Raw genomic sequence first — 25,924 nt, 5'->3', positions numbered from 1 at the left:
TTTCCAAGTTTTAGGTATAAGTACCTGAAACTTGGAAAGTTTATTTTGTAGTATTATTGGGGGCTTTAATTTATTTCCAATCAGAAGGACTTTGTTGGAAACGTTCTTGAAATACTTTTGAGAAATAAGAAAGACTTTCAAAGCCAACTTTATAAGCAATTTCAGAAACAGATCCATCTCCATTTTTTAACATTTGAGCGGCTTTATCAAGTCGATAATTTCTTACGTATTCAATAATGGTTTGATTGGTAAGTGCCTTTAATTTTCGACGAAGTTGAGTGCTTGAAATAGATAAAATTTTAGCTAAATCGTCCATTTCAAAGGTCGAATTGCTGATATTATTGTCTAATACATGATTGATTTTTTCTAAAAATTCTTTGTCATGAGTTTGGGGGTGAATTGCTGACTCAATTTCCGTTGTCAAGAGTTTTGGTGCGTTGTATTTTTGGCGAATGTTTTCACGAATTTTTATCAAATTACGAACCCGAATTTGCAATTCATCGGTATTGAATGGTTTAGAAAGATAATCGTCGGCGCCTAACTCAAGACCTACTAAACGGTCTTCCATGGCGGCTTTTGCAGTCAGCATCACGACTGGAATGTGGCTTGTTCGCATGTCGGTTTTGAGCTGCTTGCAAAATTCAAACCCATCCAAATGGGGCATCATCAGGTCGCAAATGGCCAAATCTGGAATAGTCTCCAATGCTTTTTCTAATCCATCTTTTCCATCTTTGGCCTCAATAATAAAGAAAGTTGACTCAAACTGACTCCGAATGTACGCGCGCAAATCTGCGTTGTCTTCTACAATAAGTAACACGGGATACTCTTCTTCATTCGCCGTTTTATTTTCTAAAACATTGTCAGAAACTTTAGCAGTATTGTTGAAATGTAAAGTGGTTGGTTCGTTTTCGGGTTTTTTATCTAAAAATTCAGTAGGTAGGTTGATTGTAAAGGTAGTTCCACGCCCTAGTTCACTTGCTACGCTGATTGTTCCACCCAATACTTCTACCAGCTCTTTTACCAACGCTAAACCCACACCCGTTCCTTCATAATGACGTTGTGTGCTGTCGTCAATTTGGTAAAAACGTTCAAATATTTTGGGTAAACGTTCTTTGTCTATCCCAATGCCATAATCTTTTACTTCTATCAATAATGAAGTGTCAGTATAATCAGCTCGTATCTGAACACGTCCATTTTCTGGCGTAAATTTAAAAGCGTTAGAAAGTAAATTGGTCGTAATTTTTTCAATTTTGTCCGCATCAAAATAAGCAAATTGATGTTCTCGACTTTGTTGGTATTGGAATAAAATATTTTTGTCTTGTCCTAGAGATTCAAACGAAGAAAATATGTACTGTAAAAATTGGGACAAATCGCCTTCTTGCAATTGAACCTCCATTTTTCCCGCTTCTAATTTGCTTAAATCCAACAACTGACTAATCAATGACAGTAATCGTTCGGCATTTCGCTGCATCATTTGGAAAATAGTACGCCCAGGAAACTCCTTTTGTAAATCTTGCAGGGGAGATAAAAGCAACGTCAATGGCGTACGAAACTCGTGGGATATGTTGGTGAAAAATCGGGTTTTTAGGGTGTCTAATTCCGCCAAACGTTCCGCTTCTTTTTGCTCAAACAGCAATTGACGGGCCAATTCTTCCCTTCGAGTTTGCAAGCGATAATAGATAAAATACCCCACCAACAACGTCACAAGTAATAACAAAGAAACAAACGCAACCCAAAATCGCGAGTTTTGGGTTTGTTGATTAGCGAGTTCGGCTTGCAGTTTTAGTTTTTCTGAGTCAAACCGCACCGAAGCTTCAATCGCTGACTTACTTAGGTCTTCTTTTTTGATTTTACTTTGTGCATCCTGAAACAAAAATTCGTGCTTTAGGGCACTTTTATAATTACCAAGGAGGGTGTCGGCAATCATCCTACTCCGATAAATATCGCTGAGCGTGGGGTACCATGCGGTCTTGTCGGTGTTGAGCTCGGCTATTTTTATGGCTTGATTATAATAATAAGTTACTTCTTCAGGATTTCGTTTGTGGGCAGCCACTTGGCACAAATTACTGTACAATTTGGAAATGTCTCCATAACCGTCGGGTTTGAAACGGAGCCGATACCATAGCTCTTTTTTAAAGTAAGGCTCGGCTTCTTTGGGGTTTGGAAAGTGGACTAAAATGATTTCACCAATATTGCCGTTTAAAGCGCCAATTCGCAGGCTGTCTTTACGAGTACGCACTTGTGCAATACCTAATTGATTGTAGCGAATGGCCTCTTTGTACTGTTTTTTTTCTACCAAACACAACGCAATATTGCGGTACAACTGAATGCGGTGAAAATCAACGGGGTCGTTCTGAATGTAAGTCTCGCCTTCTTTTAAGTACTTTAAGGCGGTTTCTGGGTCCGAAGCTCGCTTTAAATAATACAAGGCCAAATACGTAAAACGGTATCCTGCAAAGGCGAAATGCTCGTAGCCAATTTTCCGAAAGGCCAAATCAGCGGCCAACAAATGATTGATACATTTGCTGGAAGGGTCGCGGGTCAAGTACAGTGTCACCCCCATGTTATGTTCTAACTCGGCCGAAAAAGCATTTTTAAGTGCGCTTTCAGGTAATTTTTTTAGCTTTTTTGACACATTCTGAAAACGAGCATAAGCGGCTTCGAGGTTCTTTTGCTTACCTCCTAATAAGTAATACGTCTTTAGAAAATCGGCATAAATAGCCAACAGCTGATCGTTGGACTGAAGACCATGCTTTCTTATAATATCAATTTGGGCAAAGGCAGCGGTACTGTCGATGTTGTACCAAACTAAATGTTGTAGTAACAAAAGGCTGTCCATGCGCGCCTGCCCCTGCAAAGACAAGTAAGTGTCGATTTTGTTTTGGGCTTGGGACGTTTGTATCCCTCCTGCCACTATTCCCCAAAGACAAAACACCAATGATTTGAGAATGAGTCTATATACCAATTTGTGTGCCTCGGAGCATTTTCGCTTCATAGAATACATGGAGTCGTAAAGACGGAAAGTTGGAATGGGTCGGAGGACAAAAATAGACAAAAAAGCGGTATTACTGCGCGTTTCACCCTTTGTTGTGTGAATTTCACCCATTGATTTTGCCACTTCACCTGCTGTTGGGTTTTGGAAGTGTTGGTTTCTGGAGAATTTTGAACCGAAAACCAACAACAAAAAAGCCATGAAAACAATGTTTTTCTTCCTCCTATTTTTGGGATATTATTCTTTTGCCCAATCTACCCAAACCGTCCGTGGTAAGATTACGGATGGCGCTTCCAAAGCGCCCGTGGTGGGGGCAACAGTGGTGGTAGTGGGCAGTAATCCGCTCAACGGAACCACCACCGACGCCGATGGAAATTTTCGTTTGCTAAAAGTGAACGTTGGCAGGGCGTCGCTGCGGGTGACGTACCTCGGCTACGAAGACATTTTTGCCAAAGACGTGATTGTCAATGCGGGTAAAGAGGTGGTATTGGACTTGTCGATGACCGAAAGCTTCAAAAGCCTCAACGAAGTGACCGTCAAGTACAAACGAAGCGAGGACAATAAAGTGGCAAACAACGAAATGTCAACTGTAAGTGCGCGACCGTTTGCGCCTTCCGAAACCCTCAAATACGCAGGAAGCTTGGGCGATCCGTCGCGGATGGCGGCCAATTTTGCGGGCGTCAGTGGTGCCAACGATGCTAGAAATGACATCGTGGTTCGTGGAAATTCGCCCGCTTCTTTGCTGTGGCGTTTGGATGGTGTCAACATCCCCAATCCAAACCACTTTAGCTCGTTGGGTACGTCGGGTGGGCCTGTCTCAATGCTGAATACCAACCTGTTGGCTAAATCTGATTTTATGTCGGGGGCGTTTCCTGCCGAATATGCCAATGCCCTCGGGTCGGTGTTTGATTTGCGCTTACGAAAAGGCAACGACGAAAAGCATGAGTTTCTGACCCAAGTAGGTTTCAACGGGGTTGAGGTGGGTGCCGAAGGGCCTTACAGCAAAAAATCGAAGGCGTCGTATTTGCTTAATTATCGCTATTCGTTGTTTGGTATTATGTCTAATTTGGGTTTTGATATTGCAGGAACGCCTTATTATCAGGATTTTACTTTTAAAACGGACGTTCCAGTAGGTAAAAAAGGGCAATTGTCGTTTTGGACGCTGGCGGGAAAAAGTAACATTACGTTTTTGGGAAAAGACGTGGACACGGAGAAAGGAGATGCGTACGGTGACGAAAATACCAACACCCGCGTCCGTTTTGAAACGGGCATTGCGGCGCTGTCGTACGAGCACCGTTTTACGGACAAAACTTTTGGAAAAGTGACGCTCTCGGCATCGAGAAGTTACCAAAATTTCAAAGGAGATACCGTAATTTATAAACCAGAAACAAAGGTCATTTCGGAAGAGATTTTGGCACAACAGGCTGAGTTTACCAATGAAAAACTATCCCTCAATGCCAGCGTTAATCATAAAATTAGTGCCAAAGACAAACTTTCGGCAGGGGTAATTGTGGACTTGAGTCGCTTTAAATTGCTGAATTCTAACCTGTATCCCAACGTCGTTACCCTCCGCAATACCGACGGCGAAACGATGCTTACGCAGGCGTATGTGCAGTGGAAACACCGCTTTAGCCAAAACTTGACCCTCAATGCGGGGCTGACGGGCTTTCATTATCAACTCAACAATTCGGCGGCGTTGGAACCGCGCGTCGGGTTGGCTTACCAAGCAACCGACCGCAGTACGTTTAACCTCGCCTATGGATTGCACAGTAATTTACAGCCGTTGTTGCTGTATTTTTACCAATCTCAAAATACCAATGGAAGCTACTCGTTGACAAACAAAGACTTAGGGTTTACCAAAAGCCATCATTTTGTTTTGGGATATGAGCGTAGTCTCGGCGAAAATCTACGCTTGAAGTTGGAAGCCTATTATCAGTCGTTGTTTAACGTTCCGATTCAGCCGAGTTTGGGCTATTATTCGGTGCTCATTGAAGGGGTTGATTTTGCCCCAACCAACGTAGGTAATTTGGTCAACAAAGGTACTGGTCGGAACTATGGCCTTGAAATGACCCTCGAAAAGTACTTTTCCAATAATTACTATTTTTTGGTAACGGGTTCGTTGTTTGATTCAAAATACAAAGGTAGCGACGGTGTCGAACGCAATACGCCTTTCAACAACCGCTACGTGCTGAATGTGCTGGCGGGCAAAGACATTCCGCTGGGCAATCGGGGCGTGTTGAGCATCAACTGGAAACTTACGTCGGCAGGTGGGAAATACATTCGTCCCATCAATTTGGAGGCATCGGCCGAGGCTAACACCACTATTTATGACGAATCACGGGCGTTTACGCAGCAACAAAGTGGCTACTTTCGCACCGACCTCAAGATTGGTTATAAACTCAATCGTCGTCGCAGTACACACGAGTTAGCTATTGATTTACAGAATATTACGAATCATCAGAACATTTTTCAACAAGCTTACAACCCACGCGTAAATAAAATCGGGACGGCCTACCAACAAGGATTTTTGCCCATTCCGTTTTATCGTCTAACCTTTTAATTTGTTAAATTTTCAAAGCATGAATTCATCAACCATTATTTCAGTCATAGGCGCTACGGGGCGTTTGGCCATTCCCGTAGTGAAAGCCCTCTTGGCGTACGGCTATCAAGTGCGGGCAGTGGTGCGAAATCCCGAAAAAGCCAAGCAATTGCTCCCAAAAGAAGTGACATTTGCCGTAGCCGACGTACAAAATGTACCAAGTTTGACCCGCGCGTTGAAAGGCAGTACGTACGTTTACATCAATCTAAGTGCCGAGGAAAATCAGGCGAAAAGTTCGTTCTTCTTGGAGCGAGAAGGGGTCAAAAACATCGTGGAAGCGTGTCAAGCGGTAGGTGTTCAGCAAATTCTGAAAATTGGCGCGTTAGGTGCTCACCCGTCGATTCGTCAGCCTAAGGAGTTTTACCAAAATCAAATCCGTCGCGAAGGGCATCGTTACATCGAAGAGTCGGGGATTCCGTTTACGATTTTTCACCCAACGTGGTTTTTGGACAGCATTGAATGGGCCATCAAAAAAGACACCTTGCAGTGGGTGGGAAAACCCGTAGAGTTTTACTGGACCAATTCCACGGATTATGCCCAATGGGTTGCCAAAGCGGTAGGAAACCCAACGGCTTATTACCAACACTACGTAGTACAAGGACGCGAAAAAATGGACTATGAAGCCGTTTATCAACGTCTAAAAGGCCAAAGACCTTCCCTGAAACTGCAAGTTTTGCCTCTTTGGATGGTTAAAATGATTGGTTTTGTCTCACCAACCATGAAAAGCCTGGCCGACTTGTTTGCCTTTTATGAAGGTACCACCGAAGATTTTCACGGTCACGCACTTTGGAAAGAACTTGGTGAGCCGAGCACGTCATTGGAGGTGTTTTTTGAAGAACCAACAGGTGTAAATATTCCGTATCTTTGATAAAAAATGAGGAAATTTCGCATGGAACCTCCCTATATCAACGACCGCAAAGCACGGCTAATTGGTATTCCACTTTTAAGTATTTTGCTGCCAATCGTGCTCCACAAAGAAGTCTTTACGGGCGGAAACACCAAAGATATTTTTTATTGGGTAAGCTCGTGTTTTATGAACACGTTGTTGATTTGGGAGGGAAACCGTGCCATTTTTATTTTGATGCGGAAACAGTTTCCGCATTATCGCCAAACTGCTCGTCGGCTGAGTTGGCAAACTATTGTGGGCTTGACATATACCTTGGTGGTGAGTGCTTTTATTGATTACTTTTTTTGTTCTCAAATCTCCAATTTCGACCGTATCAATGAGGTGTTGATTGGCTTTAAAATCAGCCTCATTCCGACCATTATTGTGACGTTGATGTACGAAAGTGCCTTCTTCTTTCAATCGTGGAAATCGCACGTGCAAAAGACCGAAGCCTTGGCTCGCGAAAATGTGCAGTCGCAATTGGATGCGCTCAAAAACCAATTAGACCCCCATTTTTTGTTCAATAGCCTCAATACGTTGGCCTCGCTCATCGACGATGAAAATAGCCCCGCCCAAAACTACCTCGACAAGCTGTCGGACGTGTATCGGTACGTGTTGGTGAGTCGGGAAAAAAATACCGTGACGTTAGAGGAAGAAATGCAGTTTTTGGACGCGTACATTTACCTCAATAAAATTCGTTTTCGGGAGAATTTGCAGGTTGAGACTGAACTTTTGACCGATACAAATCAGTTGCATGTAGCGCCGTTGAGTATTCAAATGTTGATTGAGAATGCGATTAAACACAACGTGGTTTCCAAAGAAAAGCCGTTGAAAATCAGGATTGTACAAGAAGATGGGTTTTTGACGGTGGAGAACAACCTACAAGAAAAAATGACCTTTGAGAAATCGACCAAAGTGGGCCTTCAAAACATCATCAATCGGTATCGATTACTCACCGAACAGCAGGTTGAAGTCCTGCGAAATGAGTGGTCATTTAAAGTAAAACTGCCTTTGTTAGAAGCCTAAATTCATGAAAGCCATCCTGATTGAAGACGAATATCCCGCCGCCGAACGCCTTGGGAAGCTGATAAAAAAAATTGATGAAGAAATTGAAATTGTGGCGGTTTTGGATAGTATCGAAAGCTCGAAGCGTTGGTTTTTAACGCATCCTGCACCCGATTTAATCTTCTCGGACATCCAGCTTTCCGACGGACTCAGTTTTGCCATATTTGAATCAATGGCGATTCCTAGCCCCATTATTTTTACGACTTCCTATGATGAATATGCCATCAAAGCCTTCAAAGTCAAAAGTATAGACTATTTGTTGAAACCCATCAAACCGCAAGAGTTGGAAGCGGCGATTACGAAGTTTAAAGAAAGCCAACGGGGTTTTTCGGCCAATGACTACACTCTAAAAATCCAATCGCTGCTAGATTCAATGCCTGCCGTGGGGCGAAAGCACAAAACCCGCTTTTTGGTGCCTTACAACGACCAACTTTTGCCCATTCCCCAAGAGGAAATCGCTTATTTTTATACCACCAACGAAATGGTATGTTTGGTACGAAGCGACAACCGACAGTTTTTAGTCGATTATACCCTCGAAGAACTGGAACGATTGCTGAATCCTGCCTTATTTTTTCGCTTGAATCGGCAGTACATTGCTTCATTGGCTGCTGTTCAGAAGATTCATGCCTATTTCAACGGCAAGCTCAAACTCGAACTTCAGCCCGAGCCCTCGCACGACATCCTGGTAAGCCGCGAAAAAGCCCCGCACTTTAAAGCGTGGATGGAAGGGTAGGGGTATAGCGCGAGTCACTGACTCGCGCTATAAAGTACTATAAATTAATTATTTGCCCTGTATTTCCTCCAAAAATACTTTTTCTAAAGCCGTACTCTAACTGTTTCATTGTGGTTGGAATTTCCCCAGGAAAATAAGGAAAATAATGAGGTGAATTTTCGATGACTTTGGGGCTTACGGCGTTGATTCTAATGCCATCCACTAACTCAATTGCGGCTGCCCTTACAAAACCTTCAACTGCGGCATTGGCTGCCGAAGCATTGGCAAAGTTTTTTTGTGGTTCGTGAGTAAGAGCACCTGTGATGAGGGTAAAAGAACCTTTGGGATTGATATAACTCTGTCCAATGAGCACTAAATTAATTTGACCCATCATTTTTCCTTCAACCCCCTGTCGAAACTCTTTGTCAGTTAGGGTTTTCCATGAACCAACAAAGGTGGGGCCAGCAGTGCAAATCAGTGCATCAAAGTCTCCAATTTGTTCATACATATTGTTGATTGAATCTGTTGAAGTAATATCTATTCGGATATCTCCTTTACTTCGGTCAACTTTGATGACCTCGTGGTCTTTTGCAAAAGCATTAGACAAATGACTTCCCATTGTGCCTGATGCACCAACTATTACAATTTTCATTTTTTTAGGTGAAATTGGGGTTAAAAAGAGGTATTTACTTGATTAATGAACGTTTTGAAATAACAAAGCTAATGTTGAGCATTCGATTATAGCGTTCAGTTAATGTCGAAAGGTTAAGTAACCCGTAACCATACCGAGCATCTAAGGTTATGAGCTTTTTTGAGGTTTTGAAGTTGCACCCAATTCCTGCTTGTAGCCCAGCATCCCACCGTTTAAAGTCCCCAGCAAAGCTAATTGCGGTTTTAGAGGCAGGGCTGCTAGTGTTCCCTTCTTGTTTCAGTCGACCACCTAATGTATAACCGACATACGGACCAACATTAGCATAGAATCGACCTAGATGCAGGCGGGCAAGTACAGGTAACTCAATGGAATAAAGGCGAACAGTCGATTTGACATTAGTAAGCTCATTATTATTTTTCAATGTGCCTCCTTTAATGGCAAAATAAATCTCTGGAACAATCGAAAACTTGGATGTAACACCCGCTTGGTACGAAAAGCCAACTTGTAGCCCTTTGTAATCTTTTTTGTATGGGCGCAAAGCGTTATTTAAACTGCCATAATTGAAGTTGGTCGTCAGCGAGTTAATGGAAATACTGAAGCGACTTTCTTGAGAATAACCCTGTTTTGCCAAAGTCACAATTAGAAGAATAGAGGCAAAGATGATTGCGAAAGGTTTGATAAATGAATGCATACTTAAGTTGTTTTTATGGTTTGTTAGAAATTTGAATTGTATGGAAAGAAACAATGCTTGTGGTAAGGCAATGCACATTTGGGCTTCCTTTTGGGAAGTATTTAAAAATGAAGAATAAGTGTAGTATTGGGGAATTGAGTCCGCCAAAGAGTAGTTTAAGCTGAGCTACGCCTCTGGGTTTTCCCAACTCATTATTACTTTTCCTTTTGTTTTCATGGCCTCGATGTGTCTAATTGCCTCTGGAATTTGCTGATAGGAAAAAGTGTGTTCAATGTAGGTTTTGATAACTCCTTGCTGAACTAACGAAGCTAAAGTTTCCAAATCCTTTTTATTACATTGAACTGTAAATTGGGCAATTGGTGATTTTTTAAGCATTCGCTTTACGAGCAAGATAAGTATGTGAGCAAGGTTGGTAAACCCAATCATAACTCCTCGTTGCCCCATTCGTTGGTAATCTTCGTGGTTAAGGTTTCCATAAGCATCAATAACGAGGTTGTACTTGGATTGATGAAGGTGAATATTGTCTTTGTCATGAAACAAGATGTTATCTGCTCCTAACATTCGGACAAAATCTGCGCTTTGGCTAGAACAAACGGCAGTAACGGTCGCGCTATACGCTTTGGCTATTTGAACAATAAAATGACCAACACCCCCAGCGGCACCATTGACTAATACTGTTTCTCCTTTTTTTAGATTCCCGTGAGTAATAAGTGCTTGTAGTGCAGTGAGTCCTGCAATCGGTACACCTGCCATTGCTTGAAAACTGGCTCCTTTGGGCATTAAGGCGCATTCATTGGCATTTATGCTGATATACTCAGCAAATGCCCCTCCGTGAAGTGTTTCTCCAAAAACATAGTCTCCTGCTTTAAAATCTTTGACCCTTTCTCCCACCTCAACGACGATACCTGCAAAATCGGCACCCAAGAGCGGGTTTTTGGGCTTAAATAATCCAAAGGTTAACCTAGCAAAATAAGGTTTTCCTCTAAGTATGTGCCAATCGGCAGGATTGGCCGAATTAGCCATCACTTTGACTACTATGTTTGAGACACTTACTTTAGGGTTCGCAACGTCTGCTAATCTAAGAACTTCTGGGCCTCCGTATGTTGTTTTAGTAAATGCTTTCATGTTCAATCCATTCTTTATTAAGCATTAAACCCGTGGTGGTTCCCATTGCAATAGCGTTGGCTATGGTTCTTATTTTAGTTACATTATCGCCACAAGCATACAGCCCAGGAATGCTTGTTTTGTGAGCAGCATCGACTTTGATATACCCTTCGGAAGCCAATTCAGCACCTAGTAGTTCTGGGATGTTTGATTGTTGCAAGAAAGTGGGGCGAGAATATAAAACATTGAGTGCTATTTGGGAGTTATTGGTTAAACCAACTCCCTGCAAATAGCCGTTTTGGTGAATAAAACAGTCGATTTTTTCTTCAATAATGATAATTTGGTGCTTTTGAAGTACTTTATTTTGAGTTTCCGAAAAGGTACTTGGGCCATTGGTAAAGAGAATTAATTCTGATGTCCAATTAGTAAGTAATATAGCCAATTCAAACCCAGAATCTCCATTTGCCAAAATACCAGTTTTCTGATGACGAACTTCATAGCCATGACAATAGGGACAATGCAAGACACTAATTCCCCAGCATTCTGCAAAACCAAGTATGTCAGGCAAAAGGTCTTTTATCCCTGTGGCAAAAACGAGTTTTTTTGAGGAAAAGACTTTCCCATTTTGAATCCGTACCTCAAAACCTTGTTTTGTTTTCATTGCTGATGTGACTTTTGCATCCAGAAATTTTACGGTATGGTATAAAGCCACTTGACTTTTAGCTACACTAGAAATTTCCTGAGGTGTTTTTCCATCCTGTGTTAGAAAATTATGAGAATAAGGCGTTTGCTGGTTACAGGGCTGACCATTGTCTATGACAAGTACTTTTCTCAAAGCTCTTCCTAGCGCTAAACCCGCTGCTAGGCCACTGTAACTGCCTCCGACGATGATTACTTCATAGTTATTTTCGTTTGTTTTCATGGGGGTATGCTTTGAAAAGGCTAGTTTAACTTTCTTAGAAGGAAATCAATTGTAGGAAGGCCAATAAACATCATCCAAGGAACCAACGTAATGGTGAGGAAAAGGGTACGGAGGTAAAGTGGGAAAATAGAAAGTGCTTCGCCAAAAAGTGAGAGAAAAACGGCAATAGAGGGATAGATAACTATCCAGATTTTAAGGGCAGCTATAAATCGAGTTTTGGTTGTCATGGATGCTACTTTTAGAACGTTTAAATATCGTTCACAAAAGTAGTGGAGCTAAAGTCGGGTTTGATAGGACGATTACGAAGTTGAATAGGAGTTAATTGAAGTTTTTGCGAAAAGCATCAGGTGTGTGCCCAGTCTGATTTCTAAAAAAGCGAATAAAGTAAGAAGTGTCCTCGTATCCGAGCAGCCAAGCAATGTCTTTGACTTGATTGGACGTAGCCAATAAATATCGTTTTGCCTCTAAAATAATCTGTGCATTAATGAGGTCAGCAGGTGTTTTTCCAACCGACGTTTTGGTGATAGACTTGAGTTGATATACCGAAAGGTTAAGTAAAGCAGCATACTGTGATACACTTTTTATTTGTGTAATATGTGCTTCTAATAGTAAGCGTAGTTCATCGTATCGCTGTTGGACATAGGTAGAGGTTTGGTAGCTAACTTGATTAGGGTTTTGGCTTTGCCGTACATATTCTATAAAAAAGAGGTCAAGGTTTGCTCTAATGGCGTCGATGTACCCCTCCAAAGTGGCAATGTTTTCAGAATAACAATTACCCAAATAGGTTAGCAATTTGTTGAAGCGGGCTTCTTCTACTGGGCAATGGTTTTTGCTTAGGGCTTTTTTCCAACGATATTCTGCCATTGGGTTTTTGGGTTGATAAAATGAACTGTCAAATTCAAGCAAGAACCCTCTACTATCAGCGCTTAATTCCAGTTGGTGTACTTGCCCTGGTCTTAGAATAAACATAGAATGAGCCTGTACATGATATTTTACAAAATCAATTTCGTGAAAACCACTTCCATTTTTTATGGCCAAAATAAAATAAAAGTCATGTTTATGAAGAGCGTGGGTAAGTGCTTTGCCAGAAAGCACTTCTTCTAAACTTCGAATTTTAAATTTCCCAGCTCGATTCTCCTCTTGGGGGATAGCTGTTATTTGACGTATTGGAATTTTTTTCATGAGTTAAAGCAATTTCAAGTTTACCCCAACTTCCGTTTCTTGATTTCGTCGTCAATGGATTTTTTTTCTGACGAAACGACTACATACCCAAGCATAAAGAAGACAATAACAGGTAGCAGAGGCTTGTAATTGAAGGTACTTTGACCACCAGTTGCGGCCTCTTTCCCAACGTGGTAGCCAAACATTACACAGGCGAGGAGTAGGGTTAAAGTTCCCACTGCTAGGATAATATTATGGGTGTTTTTGATTATTTTTTTCTGCTTGAGCAGTTGCTCGTCGGTAAGTGCAGCTAGTTTTTCTGGTTTCATTGTAGTGGTTTTTTAGGGGGATTTTAAGTTTTATCATTGAGGCGGGTAAAAAGAAACGAGGCGTTGCTGGTCGTCGAGAACGGCAAAAGTGGCAGTGTAACCTGCTTTGATTCTTCCAAAATGCTCACCAACACCCACCACTTGTGCAGGGTAAGTGGAGGCCATCCGAAAAACTTCTTCTTTGGGAAGCCCCACCGTTTGGACACAAAAACGAACGGCATCGAGCAGCGTAATGGCCGAACCCGCCAATTTGCCATCGTCGTTGAGCAGGCGATGACCGTCGTAGTTAGCGGTAAAGTCTTCAAAAACAAAGCGTTGCGGTTCAATTTTTGCCAAAGTAGCGTCCGAAATTAAAAAAAGGCGGTCGCCCATGAGCTGCTTGGCGATACGAATGGTGGCGGCGTCGCAATGGTGACCGTCGGCAATGATGCTGGCGTGTACCGTTGGCGTGTCCCAAATCGCCGAAACTACGCCAGGTTCGCGGCTTTCAAAGGGGCGCATAGCATTGTAAAGGTGCGTCGCCATCGAAATTCCCGAGGAAAAAAAAGCCTTGGCTTGTTGGTAGGTCGCGTTGGTATGCCCTATCGAGAGTTGGATGTGGCTGTTTTGGAGACGAGCAAGAAGCTGAGGCGGCCATACTTCGGGCGCAATCGTCATCAGGGTAAGCATCCCTTGGCTTTGCTCGATGATTTCTTCTAGTTCTGTTTCGGTGGGAATCCGTACTTGCGCGGCGCTGTGTGCCCCTCTTTTTTCAGGATTGATAAACGGTCCCTCAATGTGTAGCCCCAATACCCCCGTTTTTCCCGACGCAATATAGGCTTTGGTCACTTCAATGGCCTTCAAAATTCGTTCCCTTGACGTAGAATACAAGGTGGGAATAATGGCCGCTGTTCCGTCTTGCTGGTGGGTATTGACCATGTCATCCAGCGATTCGGTCGATAAATCCCGTACCAAAAAGCCCGTCTGTCCGCCGTATAATTGAATGTCAATAAAGCCTGCAGTCAGGTCATGGCCTTGGAGGTCGTAAACGGGTAAGTCGTTTGGAATCAAATCGGTAGGTACTACGCGGTCGATACGGTTGTCGTCAACGACCACGGCATGGTGGGTAAGGACAGTTTCGCCCGTGTAAATGGTGCAATTGGTCAGAACGTACATGGAATCGGGTTTAATTTGCGAACTTGCCGAAAGATGTGGAACTTTCGGCAAGATTTCTATGGAATAATGAATAAAATTTGGCTTTCCTCGCCGCACATGAGCGGTCACGAACAAAAGTACGTACAAGAAGCGTTTGAAACCAATTGGGTAGCGCCTTTGGGACCCAACGTCGATGGGTTTGAACAAGACCTGAGCCGTTATGTAGGCGTAGGCCATGCGGCGGCGTTGTCGTCGGGGACGGCGGCGTTGCATTTGGCTTTGGTGATGCTCGGGGTAGGGCAGGGAGATGTCGTTATTTGTCAGTCATTTACCTTTGCTGCGTCTGCCAATCCTATTGTGTATCAAGGAGCTACGCCCGTATTTGTGGATTCAGAATGGGAAACGTGGAATATCTGTCCTGAGGCGTTAGAAGAAGCAATCAAGGGCGAACGAGCCAAAGGAAAGAATGTAAAAGCAGTGATAGCGGTGCATTTATACGGTATGCCCGCCAAAATCGACGAAATCATAGACGTGTGTGCACGTTACGAAGTTCCCCTCATCGAAGATGCCGCTGAGGGATTGGGGGCGAGTTGGCAGGGTCGTAAACTGGGAAGTTTTGGAAAACTGAATATTTTGTCTTTCAACGGGAATAAAATTATCACCACCTCGGGCGGCGGAGCGTTGCTTTCTGATGATGAAAAATTGATACAACAGTCTCGTTTTTTGGCTACTCAAGCCCGCGACAATGCCCCTCATTACCAACATTCGCAGATTGGTTATAATTACCGAATGAGCAACATTTGTGCAGGGATTGGTCGAGGACAAATGCAGGTTATCGACGAGCGAGTACGTCAGCGGCGGGCAAATTTTGTATGGTACCAACAAGCCTTTGAAGGGGATGACCGTATTGCGTTTCAGCCTGAAAGAGAAGGGAGCTATGCGAATCGCTGGTTGAGCTGTATTCGGGTGGATGTGACAAAAACGAGCGGCGTGACGCGCGAAGTCCTACGAATGGCTTTGGCGGCAGAGAGCATTGAAGCGCGGCCTTTGTGGAAACCCATGCACCTCCAACCCGTGTTTGAAGGTGCGCCTTACTACGGTGGACAGATAGCAGAAACACTTTTCGACGACGGTTTATGCCTTCCGTCGGGGTCAAATTTGACGGAAGAAGACCTTCAACGAGTAGTAGAGGCCATGAAACGCACCTTAGGCTAGGCGGCTATTTCGTTGTAGGACTTCCTTGATTTTTTCGGTACTTTCACCCGTAATAACACGAATCGTCTCCAAGGTAATTTCGTTGTCAAAAGCATTCAATATCGTCTTTTCGATTCCTTTCTCGATGCCCTTTTCAATGCCTTTCTCGATACCCTTTTCGATACCTTTCTCAATACCTTCTGCCATGATTCTATCGTAAGTGCTCATAAAAGTCGTTTTTATATCTTCAGGTAAATTTTCTTTTAACTGTTCTACCGTCAGTTCGGTCACACTAAACAAATATACAAACAAACTCATAACAAAGCCAGTTCCTTGGGAGGAACTTAAAGACTCCATGATTCTTGGTAATCGTTTAAGCAGTGTTGGCCAATCATGAGAGTAGCGTAATAACCCAAGAGTTGCACTCAGTACTCCGTCTCTCAATTGCTCCAGACGCTCGTCTTGCATTTGAATTAAGCTGACAAATTCTATCCCAAACGAAGGAATATAGCGCTGGAAAATTGGAGGGTAATTGGGGAAGAAGTCTTCCATTTGTTTTAAACGCCAGCGCTGTTTCCCATGATAAAACAAGAGGGGGACTATGGGGCGGAGGGGTTGTTTATTTTTTAACTGCTGCCAGTATCCTTCTGCCAAATAACGCATAAGTTGAAAACCCACGCGAGGGTCTTTGTACGATTTATGTTCAATCAAGAGGGATATTTGCAGTGAATCGTCGCTGTTTTTTAGGTTGACTTCAACGACCACATCTGAAAATATTTCCTCCATAGGTGGAGATAAATACGAATTGTTTTGGTGCTGAAGCGATTCTAAATTTAATAAAGATACTACGTCACTAGGAAGCATTTCTTCCAAAAAAGCACGCGCAAGCTGACGGTCAGAGAAAAGTTCTTTGACGAGTTTGTCGTGGGGGGAAGTAATGGAGGGTTTATTTTTCATTCGTTACAAAAACTCCATAGGGTTCCAGGCAATGCGGGTATCGTCGTGCCATGTATTCATTTCTGCAACATCTTCGGCCGACAATTCAAAGTCAAAAACGTCTATATTGGCCGCGATACGGTGTTTTGAAACCGATTTTGGAATCGTGATGGCTCCTTGCTGAAGTGTCCAACGGATAAGCACCTGAAACGTACTTTTGTTGTATTTTTCAGCGATGCTGATGAGTCGCGGGTCATCGGATTTTAGCCCTCGAACCAAAGGCGCATACCCTTCAATTTGAATACCTCGTTGGCGACAGTAGTTCAATTCTTCGGGCAAGTGACAATACGGACTTAGCTCAATTTGATTAACGGCTGGAACGATAGATGTGTGCGGCCAAAGCTCTTCAAAATGAGGGGCATAATAATTGGAAACCCCAATGGCACGGGCCTTGCCCTCGGTATAGATTTTTTCAAGGGCTTTCCACGTTTGGATTCGATGTTCGCGTACGGGCCAGTGAATCAGGTACAAATCAACGTAATCGGTGTTGAGTTTACGGAGGCTTTCTTCAAATGCTTTGAGGGTATTGTCATAACCTTGGTCGTCGTTCCAAACTTTGGTGGTCAAGAAAATATCTTCGCGAGCTAAACCGCTGTCGCGCATGGCTTGTCCTACTTCCATTTCGTTGTGATAGGCTGCGGCCGTATCAATAAGGCGGTACCCAAGTTCTAACGCCCACAAAACCGCTTGCCGAATATCGTGGCCAGGTTGAGGGTCATACACGCCGAGTCCTAATTGGGGCATTTGAATGCCGTTATTTAAAGTAATAGATGGGAGCATAGGTAAACCAGGTTTAGATGATAGTGCCGCAATTTGGGAAAAATTCTCAACTTTGTTTGCGCTTTTCGATGGCACTGCGCAAGCGGGCGGCGCTTTCGTAATCTTCTTTGGCAATTACTTTTGACAACAATTCTTCCAGTTCTTCCAACGTATATTCGGCATACGATTTTTTCTCACGGCCTTTTTCATCCAACAAATACCCTGCTTCTTCCAAGACCTGATCACTTACGTACAACGGACAGTGCATCCGTACTGCTAAGGCAATGGCGTCTGAAGGACGGCTTTCGATTTCTACTAGCTCCTTTGGGCCTTGTAGTAGTAGTTTGGCATAAAAAATATCGTGTTGAATTTGGTAAATACAGACCTCCTTGGCTTTAGCGCCTAACTGTTGGATGATGGTTTGGCATAAATCGTGGGTAAGGGGGCGCGAAGGTTGAAGTCCCTCTAAATGTATGGCGATGGCTTGCGCTTCATTTGTCCCAACAATAATTGGAATACGTCGTTTAGAAATGGGCTCTTCTAAAATAAGGACGTAATGACCACGTTGCGACTCACTTTCGGCCATGGCTATCACAAAAACTTCGTATTTATTCATTCGTGCGGGGTGTGAGGTTAGTTTTAATAAACTGACAGAGCGTCCCGATGTCGTCGAAGGGAGAAATGACCCATTGCTCAAACGAAAGGCGGTACAAATCTCGGCCTTCGACTTCCAACGAAAAGCCGCCTGCGAGGTCAAAGTAGTTGCCGTTACGGTGAAGTATCGGAATCTCCATTTGCTGGAGGGCGTATTGGACAAAATCAGCTTCGTTGTAATTCATATTAGTGAGGAGGGTTGCTCTTGTGGGGAGGGTTGCTCACAACCCGACTATTTAATCTTTTTTAGAAAACATTCTCCAAAACAATTTTTACCCCCAAACCCACACACAAAGCGGCTGAAACCAGTGTTAACCCACGCAAGAGGTGGCGGTTTTGGAATAATTTACTCGAAAAAGGCAGACTAAAAGCCCCCGCCGCTACCATCATACCCGCGACAGAACCGAGGCCAAACAACAACAAGTACAGAAAAGCATGACTTGGTTCGTTGATTTGAGTTAGTACAGAAATCAACAGTCCGCCACTTCCTGCCAAGCCGTGCATAAGCCCCACGCCGTAGGCCAATCCATAAGCAGGTTCGTGGAGGTGAGGGTGATGGAGTTCGGATTTTAATTTTACAATTCGGTGAATGCCTAACACGATGAGCATCAGACCTACCCCTGCTTCAAAGTACTGGAAAATGGCTTCGGAAAGTACAAATTTGCCAAGCATATACACCAATGCCACCAGTAGTATCGTGGACGTATGACCAAGCCCCCAAAACGCCCCGTCTTTGAGCGCGGCTGAGGTGGAGTCCCTGCGGGTGACAATGCTACTGACCGCCACCAGGTGGTCGGCTTCAAAACAATGAGAAAACCCGACGACAACGGCGAAAAACAAAGGGGCGAGTTCCATGTAAGTGACTGGTTAAGGATTGGTAATTTGATACAAAAGCACGCGGTGATTGCCCGTATCGGCTACCACCAAACAACGCTCTACGGAACAAAGCGAAAATGGCCAGTACAATTGCTTGTCGGTTCCAAAGCGGGTATTGCTATTTTCGCTGCCAGTTCTAAAATTATCGTGGCCAATGAGGTTGTCGGCCAAGGCGTTGTTTTCGGTAGGAATGCGGTCAAACCAAAGCAAACGGCTATTTCCCGTATCGGCAACAAATAACCCATTTTGGTGAAAAAAGGCGTCGTAGGTCCAGCTCATGGAGTTTTGTTGGGGAAACAAACTGAATTGATTCATTCCATTTGCGTCAAAATCGGGCTGGCCGATGATGACGTCAGCGGGCTGGGTAAAGGCGTCTTGCCAACGGTGCCAAATGAGGTTTCGGTAATATTGCGTATCGGCAATCGACAGTACTCCTTCGGCATTTACTCGGACGGAATAGGGCCAAATCGGTTCATGATTTTCGTAGTCGCGTTCTGTAAAATCAGGTTTTCCAATGACGGCGTCGGCGGCAGTGAAATTTTGGGTGGGAAACGCCTCATAAAACAAAACACGACGATTGCCCGTATCGCAAATCCATAGCCGTTGGCCGTCCGAAAAAACACCGTATGGCCAATACAGCGACTGAGCCGAAGGCGTAGCTCCAACGCCTCGAAGGTTAGGTAAGTTGCTTTCAAAGTCGGGTTGCCCGATAACTACATCGGCGTCCTGCCCATTTTGAGTAGGGAAACTATTCCAAATGAGTACTCGGTGATTCCACGCGTCGGCAACGACCAATCGTTGCCCGTCTGACCAAATCCCCGAAGGGTACTGCAACGAGCCTGCATGGACTTTACTACCCGCGTTTCGTCCCGTGTGCGACGTTTCGAGTTGGCCTAACACAAGGTCGGGGACTGCAAATTCTGTCTCTGGCAATTTGTTCCAACAAAATAGCCGATTTTGACCCGTATCTGCCACCAACAGACGGTTTCCAACGGCCCACACACCGCGTGGCGCTAATAAAGGATTCCCTTCATCTCCCCGAAAAATGGTTACTTTTTCGACCATCGGCGCTTTCCTTGCCAACGATGCCGCATAAGTAGTGCGAGCACTGGAAGTGGAAAGTGGGCGAGGAGGGGCGTCGGTGATGTCTATGTTTAAGTTCATTTTCGTTAGAAACCTTATCGTTAGAAACCTTATAGGTTTTAAAAACCTATAAGGTTTGGAATGAGGGTTGGAGAAAGGTTTAAAGGTTAACAAATGCGGGGAAGTTGTTCTCCCACCAACATATTTACCACCCGTTTTCCCCCAATTCGGCTGTGAAGCACTACTTGTTTGGGGTGTTCGGTGGTTACTTCACCAATGATGGCAGCATCTTGGCCATATTCCAACGTCCGAAGTTTTTGCACAATTTCTTCGGCTTTTTCAGCAGGAACAAAAGCCATAAAAACCCCTTCGTTAGCCACGTAAAGTGGGTCAAGACCAAGCAATTCACAAGCGCCGCGTACCTCTTCGAGGACGGGTATCGGCTGCTGAAAAAGATTGACGCCCAAGCGAGAATCGCGGGCTACTTCGTTAAGGACAGACGCTACGCCACCGCGCGTCGGGTCTTTGAGCAAGTGAATATCTGTGCCAAATTCGTCCAATAATGCTTTCACAGTATGATTCAACGGGGCGGAATCGCTGGTAAGGGTTGTTTCAAACTCCAATCCTTCTCGCACCGACATGATGGCGATGCCGTGCGTGGCAATCGACCCGCTTACGATGATTTTATCACCTGCCCGTACATTTTTAGTAGAAATGTGGGCTTGCGGGTGGATGTTGCCCAAGCCAGAGGTATTGATGAAAATTTTATCTCCTTTGCCTCGTTCTACCACTTTGGTGTCGCCCGTCACGATGCTTACGCCCGCCTTTTCGGCAGCTCGACGAATGGAGACCAGTAGTTCCCAAAACTCTTTCATCGTAAGCCCTTCTTCCAAGATGAAGCTCAACGAAAGGTATTTAGGCACTGCGCCGCACATGGCCAAATCGTTGACTGTTCCGTTAACGGCCAATTCGCCGATGTTTCCTCCAGGAAAAAAAATGGGCGAGATGACGTAGCTATCGGTAGAAAATGCCGTTCTCCCCGACCACTCAAACATGGCACCGTCGTGGTGTTCGTCGAGCAACGGGTTTTTGAGCAAATCAAATACGCCTGATTCGAGTAATTGGTTGGTCAGTATCCCGCCGCTACCGTGACCGAGCGTAATGACGTCGAAGTCAAGTTGGGGCATGGGGCAATCGAGTGTTATCATTTATTTGTAAACGTGATGAGTCAAAAATTATACGACATCGGCTTCGGCAAAGTGGTAATAGGCAGCGCAGGCTCCTTCTGACGATACCATGGGGGCACCCAGCGGCGTGATGGGCGTGCAGCCTTTGCCAAATTGCGAGCATTCAAACGGTTTTTTGATACCTTTCAGGACTTGTCCCGCAATGCAATCGGCGCATTCGGAGGCTTTGGCGATGGAAATAGAAAACTTTCGATTAGCATCAAATTCCGCCAACGAAGCGTTGACTTCCCAACCACTGAGTGGGATGTTTCCGATGCCGCGCCATTCGCGGTCTGAGACCTCAAACACTTGTTCGATGACTTTTCTTGCTTCGGGGTTGCCGTTGGCTTTCACTACGCGACTGTATTGGTTTTCGAGTTTGGCCTCGCCGTTTTCGAGTTGTTTGACCGTCATCAAGATTCCTTGCAACAAATCCACAGGTTCAAACCCCGTGACTACCATTGGAATATGGTATTTTTGAACAATAGGTTCGTATTCCTCCAATCCCATAATGGTACAAACGTGTCCTGCCGCCAAAAAGCCCTGAATCTGAGCCTCACCGTCGTTGATGACGGCCTCCATAGCGGGAGGAACAAGTACATGAGAAGCTAAAATGGAATAATTGGTCAGCCCTAACCGACGCGCATGGAGCACCGAAAGCGCATTGGCAGGAGCGGTAGTTTCAAACCCTACGGCAAAGAAAACGACTTGGCGGTGAGGGTGTTCATGGGCAATTTTGACTGCTTCCAAGGGTGAGTACAAAATCCGAACATCGGCACCGTTGGCTTTGGCTTCCAACAAACTACGGCTCGACCCTGGCACGCGAATCATATCACCAAAAGAACATAAAATGACTCCTTTTTCTTCGGCCAAGTAAACGGCCTTGTCGATGAGGTTTAGCGGAGTCACGCACACGGGGCAGCCTGGGCCGTGTACCATGGTGATTTGTTTGGGCAGCAAGTTTAAAAGGCCATTTTTGACCAAACTGTGCGTTTGACCGCCGCAAATTTCCATAATTGTCCACGGGCGGGTGGCTACTTTGTGCAGTTCTTCGAGGTAGTGTTCGACTACTTCGGGGTCGCGAAATTCTGATAAGTATTTCATGGGAACTAGAGGGGGTTAGGGCGGTCTAATTGGGAAGATTCTACCAGCTCATCAATTTCTCCGATTTCCTCCAAATACGCGAAGGTTTTTCGGGCCTCTTCTTCATCGACGATGCTGATGGCCACTCCCACGTGTACCAACACATAATCGCCTTCTTTGGCATCGGGAACCATTTCCAAACTGGCTTCTTTGGTGATGCCACCAAAGAGTACTTTGGCCATGCGTACTGTTCCGTCGTACTGGAATTCTATGGATTTTATTTTGCCAGGAATTGCTAAACACATAAAAGTAAGGTTGAGAGGGGTTGATAATTAAGGAGTTAACACAGCCTGTCCAAACGAAATACATTCGTCGTTGGGTGAAAATTGTTGATGGAAAAACAGCTCGTGGGTATTTCCCAAGACCGCAATGCAAAGGTCCACCAACAGCGCATTTTGGAAAACACCACCGCTGAAAGCCACTTTTTGGACGCCTGTTTCTTGGGTAAATTTTTCTATAATTTTGACGAGGGTTACATGAAATTTCGCCGCGATTTCATCTACTGGAACGCCCGTGAAGATGTCTTCGGCTATTGCTTCTAGCAGCTCTTTGGAAGAAATAAACCGATAATTGAGATTTTTCAATGAATAGTATTGCGTGACTAAAAGTCCATGGTTTAAAAAATAGCGTTCGGCCAATTCCTCCAATTGGAGGGCGGCTTCTCCTTCGTAGCTTGTTTTATCAATGTCGATTAACAAACTAGCGACGGCGTCAAATAGTCTTCCAACGGAGGACGTTTTTAGGGTATTTTTGGCTAAAAGTTTGGCGTAAAAGCTGCTTTCTTTCTCCGAAAACTTGTTGTTGAGTAGTTCTTCTTTTTCAGGAAAAAGCAATGAAAAAGCCGACAATCGAGGTTCTACTGCCATTTTATCTCCCGCCAACGAGTCGAAATACACAAAATGTGCTATTCGCTCGATGTTTTCTCCCAAGGGACGAGAAGGGTTAGGAAAATACAAAAAAAACTCGCCGCCCCAGCTGTGCCCGTCGGAGCCTAATCCCGTGCCATCCCAAACAATTCCTGCGATGGGTTCAGGAGAAGAGGTGAGTCGGTGCTCTGCCAAAACAGCGGCAAAGTGCGCAACGTGATGTTGAATTTTTTGAAGGGTTGACTTCGTCACTTTTGCCCATTCGTGCGCTAGTTGGGTAGAAAAATAACCTTGGTGGGCATCGGCTGAAAAACGGTTAGGTTCTACATCAAATACCTTTACAAGGTGCTGGAGGGTATGTTTAAAATGCGTTTGGGTTTCCCAGTCTTCCAAATCACCAAGATACTGACTTGTATGCAGGTTGTCTGCGGCAAGGAGCGTAAATGTACTTTTTTGAGAAGCGCCAAACGAAAGTTGGATAGACGTAGTTGAGGTAAGACCAGTGGCATTTACGCTTCCCGTTAGCCCTCGACTGCGACGGAGTACAATTTGTTTGGCAAAAAAAGGCGAAAACCGTAAGACAGAGTCGTCTTGGGGAAGTACAATTTCTCGGTTGTGCTTTAAGATGAAATCGGCGACTTGACTGAGTTCGGTCAAGGCGTCAGCGTCTTTGAAAATAATAGGACTTCCACTTCGGTTGCCACTCGTTGCCACCAATGGTTTTCCAAAATCGTGTGCTATCAACTCCAGCAAAGGAGCATAGGGTAACATAACCCCTAAGTGCGTAAGGCCAGGATTGACTGACGGAGCAATGGAAGTGGTTGTGTGTGGACGAACCAACACAATCGGCGCAACTGAACTCAACAAAGCATCAGATTCTTGGTCACTGACGGTTGCTTCTCGTTGTAAAACGCCTAATGTTGGATAAAGGACGGCAAAGGGTTTGGTGGGTCGGTGTTTTCGTTCGCGAAGGGTTGCCACTGCGCTTTCATTGGTGGCATCACAAAGCAAAAGATACCCTCCAATTCCTTTCACCGCCACAATTTTTCCCGCTTTCAAGGCCCGATGGGCGCGGTCTAAAATCCAATGGGTATCGTGTAAAAAAGAGGAAGAATACGCAGTAGCTTGTCGGCACGTGTACCAGCCCAATTGAATGCCGCAGGTGGGACAAGAATTGGTTTGGGAGTAAAAACGACGATGATTGGGGTCGTTGTATTCGTCCAAACAGGCGGGACACATTTCAAAGACCTGCATCGTCGTTTGGGCGCGGTCGTAGGGAACTGCTCGCTGAATGGAATAGCGCGGACCGCATTGGGTGCAGGTGATGAATGGATACCGAAAACGACGGTTTTGTGGGTCATGTAGTTCCGCTCGGCAGGAAGAACACATCGCAAAATCGGGGGTAAGTTTGAGTCCATTGGTAAGTTTCCCAGCCTGACTTTCAATGATTTTAAACGTTTGAAAGGAACAAAAAGGGAGCGACTCTAACTCATATTTTTCTACCAAAGCTTGGGGCGGGGTATTGGCCAAAAGGGTTTCTAAAAAACGGTTTGCCGTAGTTGGGTCGGTCGTTAAAACCACTTTTACGCCTTCGGGACCGTTGCTTACTGTCCCTGTCAGCCCCCATTCATGGGCTAGTTGATAAACAAATGGCCGAAACCCAACCCCTTGCACAATGCCCGTGAGCCGAATACCATACGTTTGTTCTTCAAAAGAAACTGACTTTTGAGAAACAACTTGCTGGATTGTATTTTCGGCAGTCTCCACCCACATAACTGTTTTACATTACTTTTTCGGAGGTTTTTTCTTTTTTTGCATGAACCCGTTCGACCAACCAATCGCACCATGCTTCCATCCCGTCGCCTTTCAAACTCGAAATGCTAAGTACTTCGATGTCAGGATTTACGTCGCGAGCGTCTTTGGTGACCGCTTCCACCGAAAACGGAACGTAAGGCAACAAGTCAGACTTGGAAACGATGAGCAGTTCGCTCGTCAAAAACATCCGAGGGTATTTTTTGGGCTTGTCGTCGCCTTCGGTACAGGCCAAGACCGTTACGCGGTAGTCTTCGCCCAAATCAAAAGCCGCTGGACAAACCAAATTGCCCACATTTTCAATAAATAGCACATCGGTACCTGTGAGGTCGATGTGGTCGAGGGCTTGGAAAATCATCTGCGCCTCAATGTGGCACATGCCGCCCGTTACAATTTGCAGGGCGTTGATACCCACATCGCGCATACGGATGGCATCGCGCTCGGTTTCGGGGTCACCCACCAAAACGGCCATGTTTAACTTGCCTTTTAGCCGCTTGCCCGTTTCTTGCATGAGGGTGGTTTTACCACTGCCAGGCGACGAACAAACGTTGATGACCAAGATGTTCGGCAGTCGGTCGCGGATGGCTTTGGCCACAAAATCGTTTACTTTTAGTAGGTTAAGCGTCGTGTTTTCGCACTGTACCGACCCGACGGAGGCTTGGTTTGATTTAGGTTTTTGCATAGCTATTAGTCAAATTCTACTTTACTGATGAGTAATTCTTCTCCTTGTATCACGTTTCGACTTGGCCGCCCGCAGTGACTACACACGAAGCGGTATTGTTCAACTTCTGAAGTTTGCCCACAGAGGTCGCAATGAATTAAAATGGACAAAACCTCGACATGTAAGCTGGTTTTATTGTACTTGGGCTGGTCTTCCAAAACGGCCTGAAACGCGTTCTGCATCAAAATAGGCTGGACATTAGACAAAAGTCCCGCTTTTAAATAAATCCCGCGAATGCGCTGCATGTCGTTGGGAAATTCTTCTTCCAACGTTCTGAAAATGTTCCGTACCAATGATATTTCGTGCATTTATCAAGCGGTTTTGTATGACCCTTCCAAGTTTTCAAA

Annotated in this window: 26 protein-coding genes; 5 read left to right on the top strand and 21 right to left on the bottom strand. The window is 44.7% G+C overall.

Annotated features, from left to right (window positions below):
- Positions 1-70 precede the first annotated feature (70 nt).
- The gene (locus tag AC23N5_RS15625; protein WP_487756306.1) at positions 71-3,193 is read right to left on the bottom strand and encodes a hybrid sensor histidine kinase/response regulator transcription factor; all 3,123 of its coding nucleotides are present in this window, start codon (positions 3,191-3,193) and stop codon (positions 71-73) included.
- Between AC23N5_RS15625 and AC23N5_RS15620 the strand changes: the two genes are divergently transcribed.
- Genes AC23N5_RS15620 through AC23N5_RS15605 form a run of 4 tightly spaced genes read left to right on the top strand, consistent with a single transcriptional unit; the run spans position 3,192 to position 8,275 of the window.
- The gene (locus AC23N5_RS15620) at positions 3,192-5,552 is read left to right on the top strand and encodes a TonB-dependent receptor (protein ID WP_487756305.1); all 2,361 of its coding nucleotides are present in this window, start codon (positions 3,192-3,194) and stop codon (positions 5,550-5,552) included. The genes AC23N5_RS15625 and AC23N5_RS15620 overlap by 2 nt on opposite strands.
- A gap of 19 nt (positions 5,553-5,571) precedes the next feature.
- The gene (locus AC23N5_RS15615) at positions 5,572-6,459 is read left to right on the top strand and encodes an SDR family oxidoreductase (protein WP_487756304.1); all 888 of its coding nucleotides are present in this window, start codon (positions 5,572-5,574) and stop codon (positions 6,457-6,459) included.
- A 21-nt stretch (positions 6,460-6,480) separates the two neighbouring features.
- A complete protein-coding gene (locus tag AC23N5_RS15610; RefSeq protein WP_487756303.1) occupies positions 6,481-7,503 on the top strand; it encodes a sensor histidine kinase in 1,023 nt (340 codons plus the stop codon).
- A gap of 4 nt (positions 7,504-7,507) precedes the next feature.
- Positions 7,508-8,275 (top strand): LytR/AlgR family response regulator transcription factor, encoded by a 768-nt coding sequence (locus tag AC23N5_RS15605; RefSeq protein WP_487756302.1) that lies wholly within the window; start codon positions 7,508-7,510, stop codon positions 8,273-8,275.
- Between the two features lie 37 nt (positions 8,276-8,312).
- On the opposite strand, the gene AC23N5_RS15600 is transcribed toward AC23N5_RS15605, so the two are convergent.
- The 8 genes from AC23N5_RS15600 to nagA all read right to left on the bottom strand — a co-directional run bounded on the left by AC23N5_RS15600 (position 8,313) and on the right by nagA (position 14,268).
- On the bottom strand, positions 8,313-8,906 hold the full coding sequence (locus AC23N5_RS15600; RefSeq protein WP_487756301.1) for a short chain dehydrogenase: 594 nt from the start codon (positions 8,904-8,906) through the stop codon (positions 8,313-8,315).
- 34 nt (positions 8,907-8,940) lie between these two features.
- A complete protein-coding gene (locus tag AC23N5_RS15595) occupies positions 8,941-9,597 on the bottom strand; it encodes a porin family protein (protein ID WP_487756300.1) in 657 nt (218 codons plus the stop codon).
- Positions 9,598-9,762: 165 nt separating this feature from the next.
- Positions 9,763-10,722: an NAD(P)-dependent alcohol dehydrogenase gene (locus AC23N5_RS15590; RefSeq protein WP_487756299.1), complete on the bottom strand. Its 960-nt coding sequence runs from the start codon at positions 10,720-10,722 to the stop codon at positions 9,763-9,765.
- The gene (locus tag AC23N5_RS15585; protein ID WP_487756298.1) at positions 10,706-11,623 is read right to left on the bottom strand and encodes an NAD(P)/FAD-dependent oxidoreductase; all 918 of its coding nucleotides are present in this window, start codon (positions 11,621-11,623) and stop codon (positions 10,706-10,708) included. The genes AC23N5_RS15590 and AC23N5_RS15585 overlap by 17 nt, the downstream gene beginning before the upstream one ends.
- 20 nt (positions 11,624-11,643) lie before the next feature.
- A complete protein-coding gene (locus AC23N5_RS15580) occupies positions 11,644-11,850 on the bottom strand; it encodes a hypothetical protein (RefSeq protein ID WP_487756297.1) in 207 nt (68 codons plus the stop codon).
- A gap of 91 nt (positions 11,851-11,941) precedes the next feature.
- Entirely contained in the window at positions 11,942-12,805 is an 864-nt protein-coding gene (locus AC23N5_RS15575) for an AraC family transcriptional regulator (protein WP_487756296.1), read from the bottom strand.
- 20 nt (positions 12,806-12,825) lie between these two features.
- The gene (locus AC23N5_RS15570; RefSeq protein WP_487756295.1) at positions 12,826-13,113 is read right to left on the bottom strand and encodes a hypothetical protein; all 288 of its coding nucleotides are present in this window, start codon (positions 13,111-13,113) and stop codon (positions 12,826-12,828) included.
- A 33-nt stretch (positions 13,114-13,146) separates the two neighbouring features.
- Complete coding sequence (gene nagA / locus AC23N5_RS15565) at positions 13,147-14,268, bottom strand: N-acetylglucosamine-6-phosphate deacetylase (protein WP_487756294.1); 1,122 nt, start codon at positions 14,266-14,268, stop codon at positions 13,147-13,149.
- Between the two features lie 66 nt (positions 14,269-14,334).
- On the opposite strand from nagA, the gene AC23N5_RS15560 reads away from it, so the two are divergent.
- Positions 14,335-15,462, top strand: coding sequence for a DegT/DnrJ/EryC1/StrS family aminotransferase (locus AC23N5_RS15560; protein ID WP_487756293.1), 1,128 nt, complete (start codon positions 14,335-14,337; stop codon positions 15,460-15,462).
- Here the strand turns inward: AC23N5_RS15560 and AC23N5_RS15555 are convergent.
- The 12 genes from AC23N5_RS15555 to AC23N5_RS15500 form a co-directional block, all read right to left on the bottom strand.
- Positions 15,454-16,398, bottom strand: a complete 945-nt coding sequence (locus AC23N5_RS15555; protein WP_487756292.1) for an Rpn family recombination-promoting nuclease/putative transposase — start codon at positions 16,396-16,398, stop codon at positions 15,454-15,456. The genes AC23N5_RS15560 and AC23N5_RS15555 overlap by 9 nt on opposite strands.
- 3 nt (positions 16,399-16,401) lie before the next feature.
- Positions 16,402-17,217: an aldo/keto reductase gene (locus tag AC23N5_RS15550; protein ID WP_487756291.1), complete on the bottom strand. Its 816-nt coding sequence runs from the start codon at positions 17,215-17,217 to the stop codon at positions 16,402-16,404.
- A gap of 46 nt (positions 17,218-17,263) precedes the next feature.
- On the bottom strand, positions 17,264-17,812 hold the full coding sequence (locus AC23N5_RS15545) for a bifunctional nuclease family protein (RefSeq protein ID WP_487756290.1): 549 nt from the start codon (positions 17,810-17,812) through the stop codon (positions 17,264-17,266).
- Positions 17,805-18,035, bottom strand: coding sequence for a hypothetical protein (locus tag AC23N5_RS15540; protein WP_487756289.1), 231 nt, complete (start codon positions 18,033-18,035; stop codon positions 17,805-17,807). The genes AC23N5_RS15545 and AC23N5_RS15540 overlap by 8 nt, the downstream gene beginning before the upstream one ends.
- 61 nt (positions 18,036-18,096) lie before the next feature.
- Positions 18,097-18,705 (bottom strand): urease accessory protein, encoded by a 609-nt coding sequence (locus AC23N5_RS15535; protein WP_487756288.1) that lies wholly within the window; start codon positions 18,703-18,705, stop codon positions 18,097-18,099.
- A gap of 12 nt (positions 18,706-18,717) precedes the next feature.
- On the bottom strand, positions 18,718-19,890 hold the full coding sequence (locus AC23N5_RS15530) for an NHL repeat-containing protein (RefSeq protein ID WP_487756287.1): 1,173 nt from the start codon (positions 19,888-19,890) through the stop codon (positions 18,718-18,720).
- Positions 19,891-19,976: 86 nt separating this feature from the next.
- On the bottom strand, positions 19,977-21,017 hold the full coding sequence (hypE, locus tag AC23N5_RS15525) for a hydrogenase expression/formation protein HypE (protein ID WP_487756286.1): 1,041 nt from the start codon (positions 21,015-21,017) through the stop codon (positions 19,977-19,979).
- A 27-nt stretch (positions 21,018-21,044) separates the two neighbouring features.
- Positions 21,045-22,139: a hydrogenase formation protein HypD gene (gene hypD / locus AC23N5_RS15520; RefSeq protein WP_487756285.1), complete on the bottom strand. Its 1,095-nt coding sequence runs from the start codon at positions 22,137-22,139 to the stop codon at positions 21,045-21,047.
- Positions 22,140-22,144: 5 nt separating this feature from the next.
- Positions 22,145-22,423 (bottom strand): HypC/HybG/HupF family hydrogenase formation chaperone, encoded by a 279-nt coding sequence (locus tag AC23N5_RS15515; RefSeq protein ID WP_183979207.1) that lies wholly within the window; start codon positions 22,421-22,423, stop codon positions 22,145-22,147.
- A gap of 27 nt (positions 22,424-22,450) precedes the next feature.
- A complete protein-coding gene (gene hypF, locus AC23N5_RS15510; RefSeq protein WP_487756284.1) occupies positions 22,451-24,817 on the bottom strand; it encodes a carbamoyltransferase HypF in 2,367 nt (788 codons plus the stop codon).
- Positions 24,818-24,824: 7 nt separating this feature from the next.
- Positions 24,825-25,538: a hydrogenase nickel incorporation protein HypB gene (gene hypB / locus AC23N5_RS15505; RefSeq protein WP_183979203.1), complete on the bottom strand. Its 714-nt coding sequence runs from the start codon at positions 25,536-25,538 to the stop codon at positions 24,825-24,827.
- Positions 25,539-25,543: 5 nt separating this feature from the next.
- Positions 25,544-25,885, bottom strand: a complete 342-nt coding sequence (locus AC23N5_RS15500; RefSeq protein WP_183979200.1) for a hydrogenase maturation nickel metallochaperone HypA/HybF — start codon at positions 25,883-25,885, stop codon at positions 25,544-25,546.
- Positions 25,886-25,924 lie beyond the last annotated feature (39 nt).

The organism is Runella sp. R5_40 (genome assembly GCF_057652295.1).
Note: the sequence above shows the minus strand (reverse complement) of the source record. Positions and strands in the feature narration are given on the sequence as shown.